An 18,342-nucleotide genomic window follows, 5' to 3' on the forward strand; every position below is an offset into this window, starting at 1 on the left:
GCACCTGGCCAGGACGACGCGCCAGTTATCCGATCCACTCCCAGATGGCCGTGCGCACATCGGATTCCGGTTCCCGGGCGAGTTGCACCCGCAGGTGCCGCTCGGACAGGTGCTCGACGACACCCTTGCCCCATTCCACGACCACCACCGCGTGGTGCAGGTCGGTGTCGAGGTCGAGCGCGTCGAGTTCGTCGAGGTCACCGGCGAGGCGATAGGCGTCCACGTGCACCAGCGGCACGCCGGGCGAACCGTCGGGGCGCTGCCCGGCCTTGTGTGCGCGGGCGATGATGAATGTCGGCGAGCTGACCCGCCCCGACACGCCGAGACCGGCGGCGATGCCCCTGGTCAGGGCGGTTTTTCCGGCACCGAGCGGGCCGTCGAGGACCACCAGGTCGCCCGCGCGCAGGTTCAGCGCCAGCTCGCGGCCGAAGGCCTCGGTGTCCTCGACGGTGGTCAGGGTGCGCTGCTGGGGGTCAGCCACCGACGGCCTCCTCGTGTCCGCCGGTCACGCCCGCGGCGGTGAGCAGCCGGTCGAGTGCGTCGAGGGTCACCTCGGGGAACTGCAGGTGCGGCATGTGCGCCGCCGCACGCACCCGCACCAGCTCGCTGTCGGCGATCGCCGCGGCGAGCACCCGCGAGTTGCGGAACGGGATCACCAGGTCGTGCGCGCCGCCCAGCACCAGCACGGGCTTGCCCGCCAGCACCGGCAGGGCGGCCGATTCGTCGTGCAATTCAATCGCTTTCAGGAATTTCTCGATGGTCGAGACGGGCGTGCGGTCGATCATCATGGTGGTGAACCGCGACAGCGTCGGGCTCACCGGGCCGTGGAACGAGCTCACGTGCAGGATCGGGGTGATCAGCTGTTTGCTCGCAGTGCGGCTCACCTGCACCAGCGCGGGCGCGGTGCGCACCGCCATCCGGAACCCGCCGACCGCCGGATGACGCAGCAGCTGCGGAATCCCGGTGGCCGTCACCTCGGCCGCCGCCGTGCACCACAGCCCCACCCCGACCACCCGCGTCGCGAACAGCTCGGGGAACTGCGCGGCCGCGGCCAGCACCGACATCCCACCCAGGGAATGCCCGATCAGCACCACCGGCCCGCTCGGCGCGCACTCGCGCACCACCGCGGCCAGATCGCGGCCGAGCTGTTCGACGGTGCAGCTGTCGGTGGCCGGGGTGCCGGAACGGCCGTGCCCGCGCAGGTCGAAGAACACCATCCGGACCCGGGTCCCCCACTGCCGCGCCAGATCCCGGCGCTGGAAGTGGAAGGACTCCATGCTGTTGCAGAAGCCGTGCGCGAACACGAGGGTCACCGCGGCGGAGTCGTCGCCGTAGGTGCGGGTGGCCAGCGAGACCCCGTCGTCGGCGAGGACCGAGCCGGGCTCGTCGGAATCGATCAGGGCGAAGTTCTCGTCGCGGTACTCGTCGCGTTCGGCGGGCCAGCGCACCCGGGCCCCGATCCGGCGCAGGGTGTGCGCGACGGCGAGCGCGCCGAGCAGTCCCGCGGTGGCCAGGCCGCCGCGCACCACCGCGCGCCTGCTCACGAGCCCGCCCCCACATAGCGGCGCACGGCCCGCCCGCGCGGCGCGCACACCACCTCGTAGTCGATGGTGTCCAGGGCCCTTGCCCAGTCGAGGGCGTGCGGATGACCAGCGCCGCCGCCGAAGAGCACCGCCGTGTCGCCCGCCCGTACCTCGCCCGGGTTGTCACCCAGGTCGACCATGAACTGGTCCATACACACCCGCCCGACATTACGGTGCAGCGCCCCGCCCAGCCACACCTCGAAACGCCCGCTCAGCGCGCGGAACACCCCGTCGGCGTAGCCCGCGGGGACCAGCGCGACGGTGGTGTCGCGCGGGGCGATCCAGCGGTGCCCGTAGGACACGCCCTCGCCCGCGGCGACCTGCTTCACCAGCGTCACCTGGGCTTGCAGCGTCATCGCCGGTTTCAGCCCGAAGTCACCCAGCTCGGGAATCGGCGAGAGCCCGTAGACCGAGATGCCGGGGCGCACGAGGTCGAAGTGCAGGTCGGGTCTGGTCAGCGTGGCCGCCGAGTTCGCCAGGTGCACCTGCTCGGGTTCGAGTCCCTGTTCCTTGGCCTGCGCGATCGCGGTGACGAACCGTTCACGCTGCTCGTCGATCATCGGGTGACCGGGCTCGTCGGCGTGCGCGAGATGGGAGAAGATCCCGCGCAGCCGCAGCGTGCCCTGCTCCACGATCGTCCGCAGCGCCGCGAGGACCTGCGGATATTCCGCCGCCGATACCCCGTTGCGGTTGAGCCCGGTATCGACCTTGAGACTGACGACCCCCGCGCGCCCCGCCGCCTGCGCCGCCCGCTCGACCGCGCGCAACTGCGTCAGCGAGGACACCCCGATCTCGACATCGGCCGCGATCGCCGCCCCGAAATCGGCGTCGATGGTGTTGAGCCAGCACAGGATCGGCGCCGTGATCCCCGCCTCCCGCAGCACCAGCGCCTCGGCGACCGTGGTCACCCCCAGCTCCGCGGCTCCCGCGCCCAGCGCGGCCCGCGCCACCTGCACCGCGCCATGGTTATAGCCATCGGCCTTCACCACCACCATCACGGCGGCCCCCCGCGCGTACTCGCGCAGCACCCGCACGTTGTGGGCTATGGCATCCAGGTCGATAACCGTCTCCACTTGCGCATTCACAACCCCTGATCCTGCCAGGACGACGGCCTTCCCCGGCACCGGGGGCCGCCGCCACGCCGCGTTCACGCGATCGCCGAAGCTACCCGCTGCTGCTCACCATCTCCTCGAACCACCGGCGGCCGGATGTGCTCGAACGGCCACGCCGACACCACGGCAGGCTGACTGTCGTGAGCGGCCAGGTACGCCGCGATCACCGGACCTACTGCCGCCCGCCCATCTCCCGAGCCACGCGGACGGCGGCCCGGATGTAACCCAGCAACGGCCACTCCGACACCGCCACGGGCCGACCGTCGTACGCAGCCGAGCTACCGCTGCCCACCCATCTCCCGAACCACCCGCACCGCGGCCCGGATGTAACCCAGCAACGGCCACTCCGACACCGCCACGGGCCGACCGTCGTAGGCAGCCGAGCTACCGCTGCCCACCCATCTCCCGAACCACCCGCACCGCGGGCCGGATGTGCTCCAGCAACGGCCACGCCGACACCGGCGCCGCGGCGGGCTGATCGTCGTAGGCGGCCAGGTTCGCTGCCAGCGCGTGCACCCGCGCAGCCGCGGCGGCGGCCCACTGCGGCGACCTGCCCGCTGCCAGTAGCGCGCCGAGAATCCCCGACAGCACGTCCCCCGCGCCCGCTGTCGCCGCCCACGACCCTCCCGCTTCGTTGACCGCGGTTGGCGACCCCGGCGCGGCGATGATCGTCGCCCGGCCTTTCAGCAAGACGGTCACGTGCCAGTCCTCGGCCAGCCGCCGCACCGCCGCCACCCGATCCGCGCCGGGCGACGCCCCGGTGAGTCGCGCGAACTCCCCGGCATGCGGGGTGAGCACGGTCGGCGCGGTCCGTCCGCGTACCAGCTCCGGTTCGTCGGCGAGGATGGTCAGCCCGTCCGCGTCGACGAGCACCGGCAGATCGCTCGCCAGCACCTCGGCCAACCGATCCCGCGCCGCGCTGTCGGTGCCCGCGCCCGGCCCGAACACCCACGCCTGCACCCGCCCGGTCTCCGAGATCTGACGGCTCGCAATCATTTCCGGAAAACGAGCCAGCACCTCGGCATCGTCCCCGACATACCGCACCAGTCCCGAGGTCGCCGCCACCGCCGCACCCGCGCACAGCACCCCGGCCCCCGGATATTTCGCGCTCCCCGCGCACACCCCCACCACGCCTTGGCTGTACTTATCGTCGGCGGCTCCCGGAACCGGCCAGCCCGCGCCGATCGCCGCAGGCTCCCACTGCACCAGATCCGGCTCGGGCAGCGTCACACCGATGGGCACCAACACGATTCGCCCACACCGTGGCACCGCGAGCGCGTGCACCGGCTTGTAGGCACCGAAGGTCACCGTCACCTCGGCGCGCACCGCAGGCCCGTCCACGGCACCGGTATCCGGATCGACACCGCTGGGCAGATCCACCGCGACGATCGGAACACCCAGCGCGCCCACGATTTCCGCCGCGCGCGGCCGCAGCGGCCCACGCCCGGAGATCCCGACGATCCCATCGAGGACCAGGTCGGTCTCGTCGAGCCGAGCCACCGCCTCGGCCGCCTCCGCGTCGACCACCCGCCCCCCGGCGCGCCGCAATGCCGCGAGCCCATCCCGATGCGCCCGTTCGGGATTCAGCAGCACCGCCACCACGGCGACCCCGCGCCGCCGCAGAAACGAACCCGCCCACAGCGCGTCCCCACCGTTGTCCCCGGACCCGACCAGCAGACCCACCGCGCGCCCCGCGATCCCCCCGGTCCGCGCACGCAATTCCCCCGCAACCACCGTGGCCAGCCCGTGTGCGGCCCGGCGCATCGGCATTCCCGCAGGCACCCGGGTGAACAGCTCCGCCTCGGCCGCCCGGACCTGGTCGGCGGTGAAATAGCCACGCCGATCCGTCATCGTCGCCTCCCGGCCGCCCGCACGGGCCACGCCCGGCCCGCGATCGTTCGCAGACTACGCTCCGGAACCATGTCGATGGTTCGTCACCGCGCCGCGTCCCTCCGCGTTCTCACCGGAGTCCTCGCTGCCGCCACCCTGTTCACCGCCGGTTGCTCCGGCTCCGACGACGACTCGGCCAAGCCGACCCGCACCCCCCGCCCGGTGAACACCACCACCACGACGACCCACAGCGGCCCCACCGCCCTCACCGTCGACGTCTCCGGCATGAAGTACTCCCCCGCCGACGCCACCATCAAGGTCGGCGAAACCGTCACCTGGAAGTTCTCCGACAAGGCCCCCCACAACGTCCAGGGCATCGGCGACAAGGCCATGGGCATCAACAGCCCCATCATCGACAAGGGCGAATGGTCCTACACCTTCACCCAACCCGGCACCTACCGCTACCTCTGCACCCTCCACCCCGACATGCGCGGCACGATCACGGTGGAGTGATCCGGATTCGGTAGATCCCCGACCCGCAGCGAAATCGCGGATCGGGGGTCAGGCCTATTCGACGGTGACCGACTTGGCCAGGTTGCGGGGCTTGTCGACGTCGTAGCCGCGGGCCTGGGCGATCTCGGCGGCGAAGACCTGGAGCGGGACCGTCGAGAGCAGCGGCTGGTAGAGGGTCGGTGCGGCCGGGATCTCGATGAGGTGGTCGGCGAACGGGCGCACGGTGTCGTCGCCCTCCTCCGCGATGACGATCGTGCGAGCGCCGCGGGCCTGGATCTCGCGGATATTGCTGAGCAATTTCGAGTGCAGCACCGCGCGGCCCTTCGGTGAGGGCATCACCACGATCACGGGCAGGCCGTCCTCGATCAGCGCGATCGGGCCGTGCTTGAGCTCACCGGCCGCGAAACCCTCCGCGTGCATGTAGGCGAGTTCCTTGAGCTTGAGCGCGCCTTCCAGCGCCACCGGGTAGCCCACGTGGCGGCCCAGGAACAGCACCGTCGGCACGTGCGCGAGTTCGCGGGCGATGGCGCGCACCTGCGGCGCGGTCTCGAGCACCCGGGCGATCAGCTTGGGCATGGCCTCGAGCTCGGCGAACTCGCGGGCGACCTCGTCGGGGTACTTGGTGCCGCGCGCCTGCGCCAGCGCCAGGCCGACCAGATAGTTGGCCGCGACCTGGGCCAGGAACGCCTTGGTCGAGGCGACCCCGATCTCGGGTCCGGTGCGGGTGTAGATCACCGCGTCGGACTCGCGCGGGATCTGCGCGCCATTGGTGTTGCAGATGGCCAGCACGCGCGCCTTCTGCTCCTTGGCGTGGCGCACCGCCTCGAGCGTGTCGGCGGTCTCGCCGGACTGCGAGATGGCCACCACCAGCGTCGACCGGTCCAGCACCGGGTCGCGGTAGCGGAACTCGCTGGCGAGCTCGACCTCCACCGGCACCCGGGTCCAGTGCTCGATCGCGTACTTGGCCAGCAGACCCGCGTGGTAGGAACTGCCGCAGGCGACGACGAACACCTTGTCGAACTCGCGCAGTTCCTGGTCGGCCAGGCGCTGCTCGTCGAGCACCACCCGCCCGCCGTGCTCGTCGATGACGAAGTGCCCGATCAGCGTGTCGGCGACGGCCGTCGGCTGCTCTTCGATCTCCTTGAGCATGAAGTAGTCGTGGCCGCCCTTCTCGGCGGCGGCCAGGTCCCAGTCGATGGTGAACGGCCTGCTGACCACGCCCTCGGTATTCCCGGCGAAGTCGGTGACCACATAGCTGTCCTTGGTGATCACCACGGCCTGGTCCTGCCCGAGCTCGACCGCCTCGCGGGTGTGCTCGATGAACGCGGTGACATCGGAGGCGATGAACATCTCGCCCTCGCCGACCCCGACGACCAGCGGCGTCGACCGGCGCGCCGCCACGATCGTGTCCGGATGATCGGCATGGGTGAACACCAGCGTGAACGCGCCCTCGAGCCGCTGCAGCACGGCCAGCGCGCTCGCGGTGAAGTCGCCCGCGGTGGGCCCCTCGGCGTATGCGCGCGCCACCAGATGCACCGCGACCTCGGTGTCGGTGTCGCTGAGCAGCTCGACCCCGGCGTTCTCCAGCTCGCGGCGCAGCGGCGCGAAGTTCTCGATGATGCCGTTGTGGACCACGGCCAGCTTGCCGGTGACATCCCGGTGCGGGTGGGCGTTGCGGTCGGTCGGCGCGCCGTGCGTGGCCCACCGGGTGTGGCCCATGCCACTGGTCCCCGCGAACCGCGCGGTCCCGGCCTCGTCGAGCTCGGCCTCCAGATTGGCCAGCCGCCCGGCCTTGCGCTCCACCGCGATCGCGCCCTGACCGTCGAGGATCGCTACCCCCGCCGAGTCGTACCCGCGATACTCCATGCGTCGCAACGCGTCGACGACAACGCCGAGCGCGTCCCGGTACCCCACGTAGCCCACGATTCCGCACATGGTTCTCCACCCTACTGATCGGATACCCTTCTCGCCGTGTCGGTGTCTGTGAAGTCGCTCCTGAGCACCCTGTCCGCGCGTGGTCCCCACCGGGTGCTGCGCGGAAATCTGGGGATCGCGGGACAGCCGGGTGTGGTGTACACGCCCGAGTCCGGGCTGAACCTGCCCGCTGTGGCGTTCGCGCACGGCTGGCTGACCAGTGCCGAGAACTACAAGGGCCTGCTCGAGCACGTCGCGTCCTGGGGTTTCGTCGTCGCGGCGCCCGACACCGAACGCGGCCCGATCCCGTCGCACCTGGATCTGGGCGCCGACCTGCTCACCACGCTCGACATCGTCAGCAAGGTCCGTCTCGGTGACGGCACCATCAGCGTGCGCCCCGACCGGCTCGCCCTGGCGGGCCACGGCATGGGCGCCGGGGCCGCCGTCATCGCCGCCGCGCAGCGCCGGGTCGCCGCCGTCGCCGCCCTGTTCCCCGCGCCCACGTCCCCCGCCGCCCAGAACATCGCCCCCGAGCTCGACACGCCCGGCCTGATCCTCTCCGGCGACGACCTCGACTCGGTCAGCTCCGACGCCCGCGCCCTCGCCGCCGCCTGGGCAGGCCCGTCCCTGCTGCGCCGCATCGACGGCGCCTCGCACAACGGCATCATCGAGGGCCGCCGCCTCTTCGCCGCCCTCGGCGCGGGCCGCTACGAACACAAAACCGAGAAGGCCACCCGGGCCCTGCTCACCGGCTACCTCCTAAACACCCTCCTCGGCGACAAGACCTACGCCCCCTTCACCGACCCGACCGCCGAGATCCCGCACACCACGGTCATCGACCCCACCGCCGAGGTCGAGGCGGAAACCCCCAAACTCTCCCTCGGCACGGTCGCCAAACTCATCCGCGGCTGAACCCGGTCCGGCCGCATGCCGCCGGGTAGAATCGGCGGAAACGGCCCGCGTCGGCCGCCCGGCCAGGCGTTGGTCGCAGGAGCGGCTGATGAGCGCACGGGATGCCGTGGCTCCGGGACGAATTCCCCGGAGAATGCGGCTACTACTGACAGCGAGCGCGGCGTTTCTCGTGCTGCTGCTGGTCGTGCCGCGCGTGGTCGGCCTGTATGTCAACTGGTTGTGGTTCGGCGAGGTCGGCTATCGCGGTGTCTGGGCGACCGTCCTGCTCACCAAACTCGCGCTGTTCGCCGTGATCACGGTCTTCCTCGGTGGCGCCGTCTTCACGGCCATGTGGCTGGCGTACCGATCCCGGCCGATCTTCCACCCCGCCGCGCGCGATGATCCGCTCGGTGAGGTCCGGCAGGTGGTGGCGCGGTGGCCGCTGCGGATCGGGTTGGGGATCGCGGTCGGTTTCGGGCTGCTCTGCGGCCTGATCGGACAGTCGCGGTGGGAAACCGTGCAGTTGTTCCTGCACGGTGGGTCCTTCGGCGAGCGCGACCCCGAATTCGGCCTGGACGTCGGGTTCTTCGTCTTCGATCTGCCGTTCTATCGGCTGGTGCTGAGCTGGCTGTTCGTCGCCACCGTCGTCGGTTTCCTGGCCTGCCTCGCGACGCACTACCTGTTCGGCGGCATCCGCCCGGTGACCAAATCGCTGGGCCTCACCCAGGCCGCCCGCGGGCAGCTCGCGGTCCTCATCGGCGTGTTCTTCGCCTTGAAGGCCGTCGGCTACTGGCTCGACCGGTACGCGCTGCTGTCGAGCGAGCGGCGCGAGCCGACCTTCGCCGGTGCCGGATACACCGATATCAATGCCGTGCTCCCGGCCCGGTTCATGCTCTTCGCCATCGCCCTGATCTGCGCCGCCGCGGTCTTCTCCGCGGTCGTGATCCGGGATCTGCGGGTCCCGGCCATGGCGGCCGCGCTGCTACTGGTCTCCTCGATCGTGGCCGGTGGCCTCTGGCCGTTCGCCGTCGAGCAGTTCTCCGTGCGCCCCAACGCCGCCGACATGGAACGCACCTATATCGAACGCAATATCGCCGCGACCCGGCAGGCTTACGGGGTCGGCCCCGACCGGGTCGACTACCACCCGTATCCGGGAGTCGGCGCGACCCCACCCCCCGAGGTGCCCGCCGACGTGACCACGATCGCCGATATCCGGCTGCTCGATCCGCACGTGCTCTCCCGGACCTTCACCCAGCAGCAGCAACTCAAGAACTTCTACAGCTTCCCGGAGAACCTCGACCTGGACCGCTACGAGATCGACGGCAGACTACGCGATTACGTCGTCGCGGCCAGGGAGCTGACACCCAGCGCGCTCAGCGGAAACCAGTCCCACTGGGTCAACCGGCACACCGTCTACACCCACGGTGACGGCTTCGTCGCGGCTCCGGCGAACCGGGTCAACGCGGCGGTCACCGAGTCCTCGGCCGACAGCTCGGCCAGCAACAGCGGCTACCCGATCTACGCGGTCAGCGATATCGCCTCCCAGGCCGGGCAGCAGGTGATCCCGGTCGAGCAGCCGCGCATCTATTTCGGCGAGGTGATCGCGCAGGCCGACCCGGACTACGCCATCGTCGGCGGCACCGAACCCCGCGAATACGACACCGACACCACGAAATACACCTACACCGGCGCGGGCGGCGTCCCGGTCGGGAGCTGGCTCAACCGCCTCGCCTTCGCGACGACCTACACCGAGCGAAACATCCTCTTCGCCAAGGCGATCGGCCCCGACTCGAAGATCATCTTCCACCGCGACCCCAGCGCCCGCGTCGAACTGGTCGCCCCGTGGCTCACCGCCGACAACAACCCGTATCCCGCGGTCGTCGACGGCCGGATCGTCTGGATCATCGACGCGTACACCACGATCGAGGGCTATCCGTACGCGGCCCGAACCTCGCTGCCCGCACCGTCTTCCGACGTGGACGGGTTCGGCCGCCGCGACCCACCGCAGATCTCCTACGCGCGCAACTCCGTCAAGGCCACGGTCGACGCCTACGACGGCACCGTCACGCTGTACCAGGTCGACGAGAACGACCCGGTGCTGGCCGCGTGGATGCGGGTCTTCCCCGGCACCGTCGAACCAGCCACCGCGATCAGCGACGACCTGCGCGCGCACTTCCGGTATCCCGAGGACCTGTTCACCATCCAGCGCGACGTCCTCGCGCGCTACCACGTGAACGACCCACGAGAGTTCTTCACCAACAACGCGTTCTGGTCGGTCCCCAGCGATCCCACCGTGGACGCCAACCCGCAGCAACCCCCGTTCTACGTCCTGCTCGGCGACCCCGACACCGCCGCCCCGTCGTTCCGCCTGGCCAGCGCCATGGTCGGCTTCAAACGAGAGTTCCTGTCCGCGTACATCTCCGTGGGCTCCGACCCCCGCGACTACGGTCGTTTCAGCATTCTTCAGCTACCCACCGACACACTCACCCAGGGCCCACAACAGATCCAGAACTCGATGATCTCCGACACCCGCGTCGCCTCGGAACGCACCCTGCTGGAACGCTCCAACCGCATCCAATACGGCAACCTGCTCACCCTCCCGATCGCGAACGGCGGCGTCCTCTACGTCGAACCCCTGTTCACCGAACGCATCTCCACCACCCCCTCCGGCTCGACCTTCCCCCAACTGGCCCGCATCCTCGTCAGCTACCGCGACCCGGCCACCGGCGGCGTCCGCGTCGGCTACGCCCCCACCCTCGCCGCCGCCCTGGACCAGGTCTTCGGCCCCGCCACCGGCAACCTCGCCACCGCCCCGGGCGGCACCCCCGCCGCCCCACCCCCACCCGGCACCCAACGCGGCGAACCCCCCACCCCCGGCTCCACCCCGTCCCCCCTCGACGAGGCAACGATCACCCGCCTCGAAGCCGAACTCGACGCCGCCCGCGCGGCCCTGGACCGCCTCGAACAACAACTCGACGAGATCCTCCGACCGGACGAGTGAACCGACTCCGGCCGAAATACCGTCGTGCGCGTCAGACCAGCCAGCTCTTGCGCCGGTAGTACTCCGACTCCGGGTCGTCATCGTCATCGTCGTACGGCGAGACCACGTTGTGCGTACGAACACAAAACGGAAAAGCCACCCGAGCCCTCCTCACCGGTACCTCCTCAACACCCCTGCTCCGCGACAAGACCTACGCCGCCTTCGCCGACTGCACCGCGGAGATCCCGCACACGGCGGTCATCAACCCGACCGTCGAGGTCGAGGTGGAAGCCCCCAAACTCTCCATCGGAACGGTCGCCACACTCATCCGTGGCCGAGTTCACCGGGTCCATTCAACTCGGTCCAAATTCAGTTGCAGGACTGCATGTCCGGCCCCCTCCGCGCAGGTCAGCACCCTCATTACCGCGAATCGAAGTCGTCCGATCGACCGGATTCTGACTCGGCCTTGATCTGAAGGGCTTCCACGAAATCGGGGTGCGCCCGGATAGTGACGCATGGGCTCTCGTCAAGCGGCCCCACAGCGATGTATGTATTCGCCATCGATAGCAGGAATGCGCCACAAATTAGCCCGATCGGAAATCCACCGGGTACACCGATGAGTACAGTCAGCAGCCCTACAACGTGCGGAGCGCCAACTAGCGATAACAACCACGCTACCACCAGAGCAGTCGGCCCAAGTAACATCGCTGACACAGCGATGCGGACCAGCAAACTGCGATAAGACGCACACGAGTCACACAAAGGCCACTGCGCCCACAATCTTGCAGTAATATCCACACGAGGTAGGGTGTAAACTTTCCACCAGCATCGTCGATAGAATCGAATAATTTCTCCTGGAGTTTGCGGCTTACGCTGCGAGCCTACTTGCAGAAAAGGGATATCTACCGACACTTCGCGGGTTGCACCTACCCCATGGCGTGGACAAACCAACGGAAGTTCACGAATTCGGCGCCCAATGAATCTCACCCCCGCGGTAGGGGATCTGCGCCGTGCCTCACAATCCCGGATCAGCCGCTCCTCGACAGGCTCTGTCGCAAGCCGCACCAATATCAGTCCAGCGTTGTGTGCCGTCACACAAGCCACCCACGATTACGGCGATCCTGAAAATACAGATCATCGTCGTCAGGTTCATCCGGAGAAATGACCGCATCCCGGTTCGGTTTGCGAGTTCCCGCGTAGGCAGAGAATGGCTTCGACTGTTCAGATGGCGCTGGCGCTGGCGCTGGCGCTGGCGCTGGCGAGGAGAAGTTCCCCGACGGCTGATTGCGTAGCTCCTCCAGTTCACGCTCACCTTGCGCGACTAGCGCTTCTCGCTCCTCTTCGGAGAGATTGAGAATGTCATCGAGCACACGCGCAGGGGTACGATCGATAAGTTTGGCGAATACCTCGGTTGCGCCGAACTCCCGGAATCCCATCCGCCCTGCGAGTACCTCATCGAGCATGCCGCGAAGCACAGGGTCAGAACTGGACTGGCGCAGGGATTTCATCGCAATTTCCAAGTGCCGTGACACGCCGAGATCACCCCGCGCAACATCGAACTGCAACTCTCCGTTCTCGGACATATTAAACCCCTTGATGGTCGTACGCCGAGTTGCCCAAGGTTGGTAGCGTTTCCGCAGTCAGACGCGCAGACAGACTTTGCAGGGTAGCCACCCCGGCCAAAACCAGGTCGTACACGGCAGCCACAACCGACATGACTTTGTTTACCTTTGCGACAATCTTCGCAACGGTAACCGCAATAGCCGCACTCGAAACCGCCGTTGTCACACCTACGGGTATCGCCGCTACCGCCAATTCCGCAGCTAAGATAATACCGAGATCGGCAATTTCCTGGAGCAGATCACCCAGAGCACGCTTCAAGTTAGCCATCGAGCCACCGATGTTATCCAAAGTTCTACTGACCTCATCGAGCGACGTCACCTGCCAATTTATACTACTTGCCAGACGCTTGAAATAGGTCTCGGCTGCTTGAGCCGAATTTCCTTGCCAGGTCGACTCCAGGCCCTTGCCCCACTCATCGTTGATCGACTGCGCGAAAGCAGCATTGAACTTCCCGAGATTTGACACAGCCCCAGAAGCCCTACTTACAGCCTCCCAGTCGCCCGCAACTTGCTCCGACGCCCAGCCGAAAACATCGAAATTAGTAAACTTTTTAATCAGCGCGGAGACACCGTAGGCAGGCGACAGGAAATTACCGCCGACCCAGAAGGCAAAATCATCAGATACCAACTCGTCGGCCTTGGGAGCCTGCAAGGCATCAGAAGGAACACTCATTTCGGCTCCGTTGAATAGGTTTGATCCAGCTGCTTGGCACGTTCAAGATCAAGAGTCCGATACATTCCAGAACTCCTGAATATCTCATCTGAAGATTGCCGAGCAAGCGCAGACATCTGCTCATAGTTCGATGTAAGGATAGCCTGCAAGGAATCCATGTAGCCCTTGACCGAAAAATATATTCTGGCCTGCTCCGAACTCAGGGCAAGATACCCGGATGCATACACTTTTGCTTGATCTGACTGAGTTGCCAAATTCCGAAGTATAACTCCGAAAGCATCAAGCGCAGCAGGCTCGACCTTGAATTCAGCTGTCATCAACATCCCCTCCAGTTGGACCAACCAAGCCAACTTAGCTCGAGCAGGCCAGCGATGTCGAAGGAGTCCCGTCCGAGTCCTGGGAGGGACATACCTCCACAACCGAGGGCGAGGGGGTGGTCACCGTGATGCTATGCGCTCGGTACCGCCGCACAACTGCAGACACACACGGCGCTACCAGCCGCAAATGGTCCATCTTGACAGTAGTCGGATATCTGCGGCTGATTCCTCCTCAGCCGAAACGCACCGTGCGGACTTCCAGCCCCGGAATCCGCTCGAAGTGACGCGTGTTCGCGGTAGCCACCCGCCAGCCGATACTCATCGCAGTCGCGGCGATGAGCACATCGTGGGCACCGATCTCCTGACCTCGACCAGCGAGGTCAGCCCACACTCCGGCATGGATCCGCGCCGCCAGCAGGTCGAAGGGCTGCGGAGGGAACGCAGCGATCGCCATTTCCACGAAAGCCTCACGCCGAGCCCGAAGTTCGGGTTTCGCGCGATGCACACCGTGTAGGAGCTCCGACGCCGTCACCGACGACATCGCCACGGCTTCATCGAAACCGATCTGCTCCGCCAACTCGTGCGCGACCTTGTCGAAATCCGACCCGCCCCTGCGGGTATGCGCCCGTTCGAGGTCGATGAAGACCGATGTGTCGATCAGCGTGCCCACGGGTCCTCCGGCAGCGGGCCCACCGAATCACGGACGGCTTCCAGGTCGTCACCGAACTCGGGATCGGGCGTCGCCGCCGAGGTGAGCAACCGCAACGCCTCGCTCATGGAACGCCCGCGACGACGACCGGTCTCCGGGTACTCGTCGGGATGGACGATGACATACGCGGGACGGTCGTGACTCAGCACCACCACCCGCTCATGGCGGTCGACCGCCTCCCTGGCCCGGCGGGGAAGACGTGCCTCTTCAGCCCTGATAGTCGTCATAGCATCAGGCTACGGCAAAACCGTACAGATCTGTACAGTTCTTCGTTCCCGCTCCCCGCGGATAGGCTGCAAGCGGAATAGAACGATGATTCGAGCATGCGGGCCGGATCGTCTGCGGTGATGGTGGGGTTGCTGTGAGTTCGGAGCGGGGCTTGTGGCCGCATCAATCCGAGGCTGTGGAGAAGATCTGCGCGTCCCTGACTACGCCGGGTCGGGCGACGGCGGTGTCCGCCTGTGGTACCGGAAAGACGATCGTGGGCGCCGAATCCTCGCGTCGAATCGCGCCACACGGTCGGGTCCTGGTGCTGGTGCCCAACCCTGGAATTGCTGGCGCAGACCGCGCACGCCTACGCGACCCACCTCGGCGCCGCCGCTGGTCTGATCGTCGGGGTATGCGGTGACCAGCAGGCGACCGATTCCGCCGAGCGAGCGCGCGCCGAACTGGGCGTCCTGGCCGCCCCCGTGACCACCGACCCACAGCAGGTCGCCGAATTGGCCGGTCACCGAGGCCGGGTGACGGTTCTGGCCACGTACGCCAGTCTGCCGGTACTCCTCGCGGCGCATGCGCACCACGACCTCGGTCCGTGGGCACTGGCCGTGATCGATGAGGCCCACCGCACGGCCGGTGTGCGGGGAGCATGGGCGCAGGTTCATCAGGACACCTCACTCCGCGCCGAACGCAGGCTCTATCTGACCGCGACGCCACGGATCATGACGGCCGGGGGCACCGAAACGGTGTCGATGGACGACGAGTCCGTGTTCGGACCCCAGGTGTTCCACCTGCCGTTCGCGCACGCCATCGAATCCGGGCTGCTGGCCGACTACCGCGTAGCAGTGGTGACAGTCACCGACGCCGAGGTCGCCGCACTCACCGCACACGAGAGACTCGTCACGATCGATGGGCGCGCGCTGCCAGCTCGAACCCTCGCGATGCAGATCGCCCTGTCGAAAGCGATCCGTGACTACGGCCTGCGGCGCGTGATCACCTACCACGGCCGAGTGGCGAGTGCGCGCAAGTTCGCGACCGGATTGCGGACAGCCATCGAACTGATGCCCGCGGACGAGCGCCCACCGCACCCAGTACGAGCGCACTGGATCAGCGGCGAAACCGCGCCGAAACACCGCCGCAGAACCCTGGCCCACTTGCAGAATCCCGGCGACAACACGGTTGTCGTATCCAACGCGCGAGTGCTGTCCGAGGGTGTCGACGTCCCAGCGTTGGACGCGGTGATGTTCGCCGACCCGCGCGACTCGGCGACCGACGTGGTCCAGGCTGTCGGGCGTGCGTTGCGCCGAGGCGACAACGACGGCAAGGTCGCCACGATCATCGTGCCGATCTTCCTCGCTGAAGGCGAAAGCCCGGCGGCCGCCTTGTCGGGCTCGGAGTTCGACACCGTCTGGCGAGTCGTCCGAGCCTTGCGCGCACACGACGAACGGATCGCCGACTACCTGGACAACCGGCGACAGAACATGTGGCGCCATGCTCGTGCCCACGATCATGTCGACAAGGTGCCGCTGTGGATGCAGGTCGACGGCGTGCCCGCGCAGGTCGGCCACGAGTTCTCGGAATCGATCATGCTGCGCACCGTGGAAGCGACGACATCGTCGTGGTGGGAGCACTACGGTGCCCTGCTGGCCTTCCATCGCGAGCACGGGCATGCCGACGTCTCCGCCGGGTTCCGCGCCGACGACGGGCGCGGGTTGGGACAGTGGCTCTCGGATTGCCGGAAGGCCTATCGGGCCGGGCTGCTGCCTGCCGACCGGATCGCGCGGCTGGAAGCCCTCGGCGTCGACTGGCAGCGTCGCACCGGCCATGCCCGTTCCGAAAGCTGGCAGCTCGGCAGCGACGCGCTGCGCGCGTTCTATGCCGAACACGGACATGCGCGGGTCCCGGACGACTACGTGACCGAGGCGGGATTCAAGTTCGGGTTGTGGATGAGCAACCGCCGCGCCGATCACCGCGCCGGACGACTACGTCCCGAACGCGTCGAGTTCCTCGAGTCGTTCGGCATGGATTGGCATCCGGCGAATACCGCTCGGGCCGCGGCGTGGGAGACGGGTCTGGCCGCGCTACGCATCTATCACGCCGCGCATGGACACGCGCGAGTCCCGTACCCGTATCGCACTCCCGACGGCCTCCACCTCGGCAACTGGGTATCGCTGCGGCGCAAGGACTACCAGAACGGAAAGCTCGCAGCGGACCGCCTCGCGGCCTTGGACGATCTCGACGCGAGCTGGAAGGAAAAGCCGACCAGGGCCCCCAGACCCAAGCGGCCGGGACCAGCCCGACGGGAGACCCGGCAGTGGCTGGTCGGGACGGCCGCATTGCGCGAGTACAAGGCGGCCAATGGTCATCTCGACATGCCCGGCAGCTTCGTCACCGAATCCGGCGACCCGGTCGGAAAATGGCTGATCGGATGGCGCACCGATTACCGATCCGGCGCGCTCTCCGCCGACCGCGCACGCGTGCTCACCGAACTCGGGGTCCAGTTCGAGCGCCGCGCGCCCGGCCACCGACGATGGTTCCAGTGGGAACAGCGCCTCGCCGAGCTCGGCGAATTCGCCGCGATCCACAGCCACGCCAACCCGCCTGGGTCGTACGTGACACCCGGCGGATATCGCTACCTGTCGAATTTTGCTTCCCGGTGCCGTCGCGCCTACCGCATCGGTGAGCTCACCGATGCACAGGAGACCGAGCTGCGCACAGTCGGTGTGGATCTCGATCGGCAACGTGCCAGCCGCAAACGAGCACCCGCTCCCGACGTGGACGCAGGTACGCCACTTCGCAATGGCTGGGCACGCGGGATCACCGAACTCGCCAACTACCTTGCTGAGAACGGAACGGCTGAGGTTCCACACACCTTCGTGACGCGCGACGGCCACCGGCTGGGTTCGTGGCTGGCAGCTCAGCGACGCCGTCACCGTGACGGATCGCTCGGCCCCGAGCAGATCACGCAGCTTCGTTCCCTCGGAATCGACCCCGCCGATCGTCGGCGCCGCGATCCACGACTCGAGGCGATGTGGGAGCGCGGCCTGGCCGGCGCGCGGGCATTCCACGCCGAGCACGGGCACCTTCGTATCCCCGACTCCTTCCGCACCGCCGATGGCCAATTCCTCGGCAAATGGCTGCAGCACCGCCGCCACGACTGGGCCGACGGCAATCTGACGCCTGAACGGACGCGGCAGCTCGAAACACTAGGCATCGAATGGCGGCCGCTCGACGCCGCCTTTCGAACCGGGTTCGAGGCACTGCGCGCTTACCGGGACGAACACGGCCATTGCCGTGTCCCCGGCACACATGTCACCAGCGCGGGGTTCCGCCTCGGGAACTGGTTGCGCGGTATCCGGCAGCGACATCGAGACGGCCGCCTGACCTCGCAGCGGGTGCGGGAACTCACCCAACTCGGCATCGAATGGGACCCGCGGTCAGCGCGGTGGGACAGGGGGCTGACCGCGCTAACCGAGTTCCAGGCGGAGCATGGCCATAGCCGAGTCCCCCAGCGGCTCCTCACCACGGACGGGTTTCCGCTCGGTAGCTGGATTGTTGTCCAACGCAGATCTTTTCGTGCAGGCACACTCCCTGACGACCAGATCGCCGTGCTCAACGCCCTCGGGATGGAATGGGATGTCGTCCGGCCGCCATGAAGCGTCGACCCGAGCAGACATCAAACCACAGCACACACCACACGACCACACGATCCGTCACATAATGCAGCCGAACGAAGATGTCGCACCCCTGCGGGACCGGCCGGTCAAGTTTTCCCGGCCCAGTTCGCCACCACGATCGGCTCACTCGGCCGCCGCCCCTCCGAACTGCAAGTGGCTCGCCACGGCAGCGCGATCTCCCCGGGCGCGCGAGAACGAGCGAGCCGAAGTGGCGGCGAGAAAACCCGTGTCAGATTGATTGGAACCGATCGGCGCCGGGATGCGTCTGAAGAGGTAGTGGCGGGTTGCATCCGCGGGTGAGCAGC

15 protein-coding genes are annotated in these 18,342 nt (G+C 67.6%); 5 read left to right on the forward strand and 10 right to left on the reverse strand.

All coding sequences use genetic code 11. From position 1 onward, the window contains the following. Nucleotides 1-25 precede the first annotated feature (25 nt). The 4 genes from tsaE to WA675_RS15980 all read right to left on the reverse strand — a co-directional run bounded on the left by tsaE (nt 26) and on the right by WA675_RS15980 (nt 4,546). A complete protein-coding gene (tsaE, locus tag WA675_RS15965; RefSeq protein WP_336085250.1) occupies nt 26-481 on the reverse strand; it encodes a tRNA (adenosine(37)-N6)-threonylcarbamoyltransferase complex ATPase subunit type 1 TsaE in 456 nt (151 codons plus the stop codon). After that, nucleotides 474-1,544, reverse strand: coding sequence for an alpha/beta fold hydrolase (locus WA675_RS15970; protein WP_336085251.1), 1,071 nt, complete (start codon nt 1,542-1,544; stop codon nt 474-476). The genes tsaE and WA675_RS15970 overlap by 8 nt, the downstream gene beginning before the upstream one ends. Beyond that, on the reverse strand, nt 1,541-2,668 hold the full coding sequence (gene alr, locus WA675_RS15975; protein ID WP_336085253.1) for an alanine racemase: 1,128 nt from the start codon (nt 2,666-2,668) through the stop codon (nt 1,541-1,543). Before alr ends, WA675_RS15970 begins: the two co-directional genes overlap by 4 nt. A gap of 411 nt (nt 2,669-3,079) precedes the next feature. Next, entirely contained in the window at nt 3,080-4,546 is a 1,467-nt protein-coding gene (locus WA675_RS15980; RefSeq protein WP_336085255.1) for an NAD(P)H-hydrate dehydratase, read from the reverse strand. A 69-nt stretch (nt 4,547-4,615) separates the two neighbouring features. Between WA675_RS15980 and WA675_RS15985 the strand changes: the two genes are divergently transcribed. Next, entirely contained in the window at nt 4,616-5,038 is a 423-nt protein-coding gene (locus tag WA675_RS15985; protein ID WP_336085257.1) for a cupredoxin domain-containing protein, read from the forward strand. A 54-nt stretch (nt 5,039-5,092) separates the two neighbouring features. Here the strand turns inward: WA675_RS15985 and glmS are convergent, their stop codons facing one another. Then, nucleotides 5,093-6,973: a glutamine--fructose-6-phosphate transaminase (isomerizing) gene (glmS, locus tag WA675_RS15990; RefSeq protein WP_336085259.1), complete on the reverse strand. Its 1,881-nt coding sequence runs from the start codon at nt 6,971-6,973 to the stop codon at nt 5,093-5,095. A gap of 36 nt (nt 6,974-7,009) precedes the next feature. Here glmS and WA675_RS15995 point away from each other — a divergent pair, with 36 nt between their 5' ends. Both WA675_RS15995 and WA675_RS16000 read left to right on the forward strand, forming a co-directional pair. After that, nucleotides 7,010-7,864, forward strand: a complete 855-nt coding sequence (locus WA675_RS15995; RefSeq protein WP_336085261.1) for a poly(ethylene terephthalate) hydrolase family protein — start codon at nt 7,010-7,012, stop codon at nt 7,862-7,864. 88 nt (nt 7,865-7,952) lie between these two features. Continuing rightward, complete coding sequence (locus tag WA675_RS16000) at nt 7,953-10,844, forward strand: UPF0182 family protein (protein ID WP_336085262.1); 2,892 nt, start codon at nt 7,953-7,955, stop codon at nt 10,842-10,844. Nucleotides 10,845-11,914: 1,070 nt separating this feature from the next. On the opposite strand, the gene WA675_RS16005 is transcribed toward WA675_RS16000, so the two are convergent. The 5 genes from WA675_RS16005 to WA675_RS16025 all read right to left on the reverse strand — a co-directional run bounded on the left by WA675_RS16005 (nt 11,915) and on the right by WA675_RS16025 (nt 14,371). Further along, on the reverse strand, nt 11,915-12,406 hold the full coding sequence (locus tag WA675_RS16005; RefSeq protein ID WP_336085263.1) for a hypothetical protein: 492 nt from the start codon (nt 12,404-12,406) through the stop codon (nt 11,915-11,917). 1 nt (nt 12,407) lies between these two features. Then, nucleotides 12,408-13,118 (reverse strand): hypothetical protein, encoded by a 711-nt coding sequence (locus WA675_RS16010; protein WP_336085264.1) that lies wholly within the window; start codon nt 13,116-13,118, stop codon nt 12,408-12,410. Continuing rightward, entirely contained in the window at nt 13,115-13,435 is a 321-nt protein-coding gene (locus WA675_RS16015) for a hypothetical protein (RefSeq protein ID WP_336085266.1), read from the reverse strand. Before WA675_RS16015 ends, WA675_RS16010 begins: the two co-directional genes overlap by 4 nt. A gap of 232 nt (nt 13,436-13,667) precedes the next feature. After that, nucleotides 13,668-14,105 carry a type II toxin-antitoxin system VapC family toxin gene (locus tag WA675_RS16020; protein WP_336085268.1) on the reverse strand — a complete coding sequence of 146 codons (438 nt, stop codon included), beginning with the start codon at nt 14,103-14,105 and terminating at the stop codon, nt 13,668-13,670. Further along, on the reverse strand, nt 14,093-14,371 hold the full coding sequence (locus tag WA675_RS16025; RefSeq protein ID WP_336085269.1) for a hypothetical protein: 279 nt from the start codon (nt 14,369-14,371) through the stop codon (nt 14,093-14,095). The genes WA675_RS16020 and WA675_RS16025 overlap by 13 nt, the downstream gene beginning before the upstream one ends. Nucleotides 14,372-14,505: 134 nt before the next feature. On the opposite strand from WA675_RS16025, the gene WA675_RS27400 reads away from it, so the two are divergent. Both WA675_RS27400 and WA675_RS16030 read left to right on the forward strand, forming a co-directional pair. Continuing rightward, nucleotides 14,506-14,772, forward strand: coding sequence for a DEAD/DEAH box helicase family protein (locus WA675_RS27400; protein ID WP_442945638.1), 267 nt, complete (start codon nt 14,506-14,508; stop codon nt 14,770-14,772). Next, a complete protein-coding gene (locus WA675_RS16030; RefSeq protein ID WP_336085270.1) occupies nt 14,696-18,016 on the forward strand; it encodes a DEAD/DEAH box helicase in 3,321 nt (1,106 codons plus the stop codon). Before WA675_RS27400 ends, WA675_RS16030 begins: the two co-directional genes overlap by 77 nt. The last annotated feature ends 326 nt before the right edge of the window (nt 18,017-18,342 follow it).

This window comes from Nocardia sp. SSK8 (assembly GCF_037034205.1).
Taxonomy (GTDB): Bacteria; Actinomycetota; Actinomycetes; order Mycobacteriales; family Mycobacteriaceae; genus Nocardia.

What these genes read in the sequence shown, in the direction of transcription:
- WA675_RS15980 (WP_336085255.1), bottom strand. Translation starts at nt 4,546, where the DNA reads ATGACGGATCGGCGTGGCTATTTCACCGCCGACCAGGTCCGGGCGGCC.
- WA675_RS15985 (WP_336085257.1), top strand. Translation starts at nt 4,616, where the DNA reads ATGTCGATGGTTCGTCACCGCGCCGCGTCCCTCCGCGTTCTCACCGGA.
- glmS (WP_336085259.1), bottom strand. Translation starts at nt 6,973, where the DNA reads ATGTGCGGAATCGTGGGCTACGTGGGGTACCGGGACGCGCTCGGCGTT.
- WA675_RS16000 (WP_336085262.1), top strand. Translation starts at nt 7,953, where the DNA reads ATGAGCGCACGGGATGCCGTGGCTCCGGGACGAATTCCCCGGAGAATG.
- WA675_RS16005 (WP_336085263.1), bottom strand. Translation starts at nt 12,406, where the DNA reads ATGTCCGAGAACGGAGAGTTGCAGTTCGATGTTGCGCGGGGTGATCTC.
- WA675_RS16010 (WP_336085264.1), bottom strand. Translation starts at nt 13,118, where the DNA reads ATGAGTGTTCCTTCTGATGCCTTGCAGGCTCCCAAGGCCGACGAGTTG.
- WA675_RS16015 (WP_336085266.1), bottom strand. Translation starts at nt 13,435, where the DNA reads ATGACAGCTGAATTCAAGGTCGAGCCTGCTGCGCTTGATGCTTTCGGA.
- WA675_RS16025 (WP_336085269.1), bottom strand. Translation starts at nt 14,371, where the DNA reads ATGACGACTATCAGGGCTGAAGAGGCACGTCTTCCCCGCCGGGCCAGG.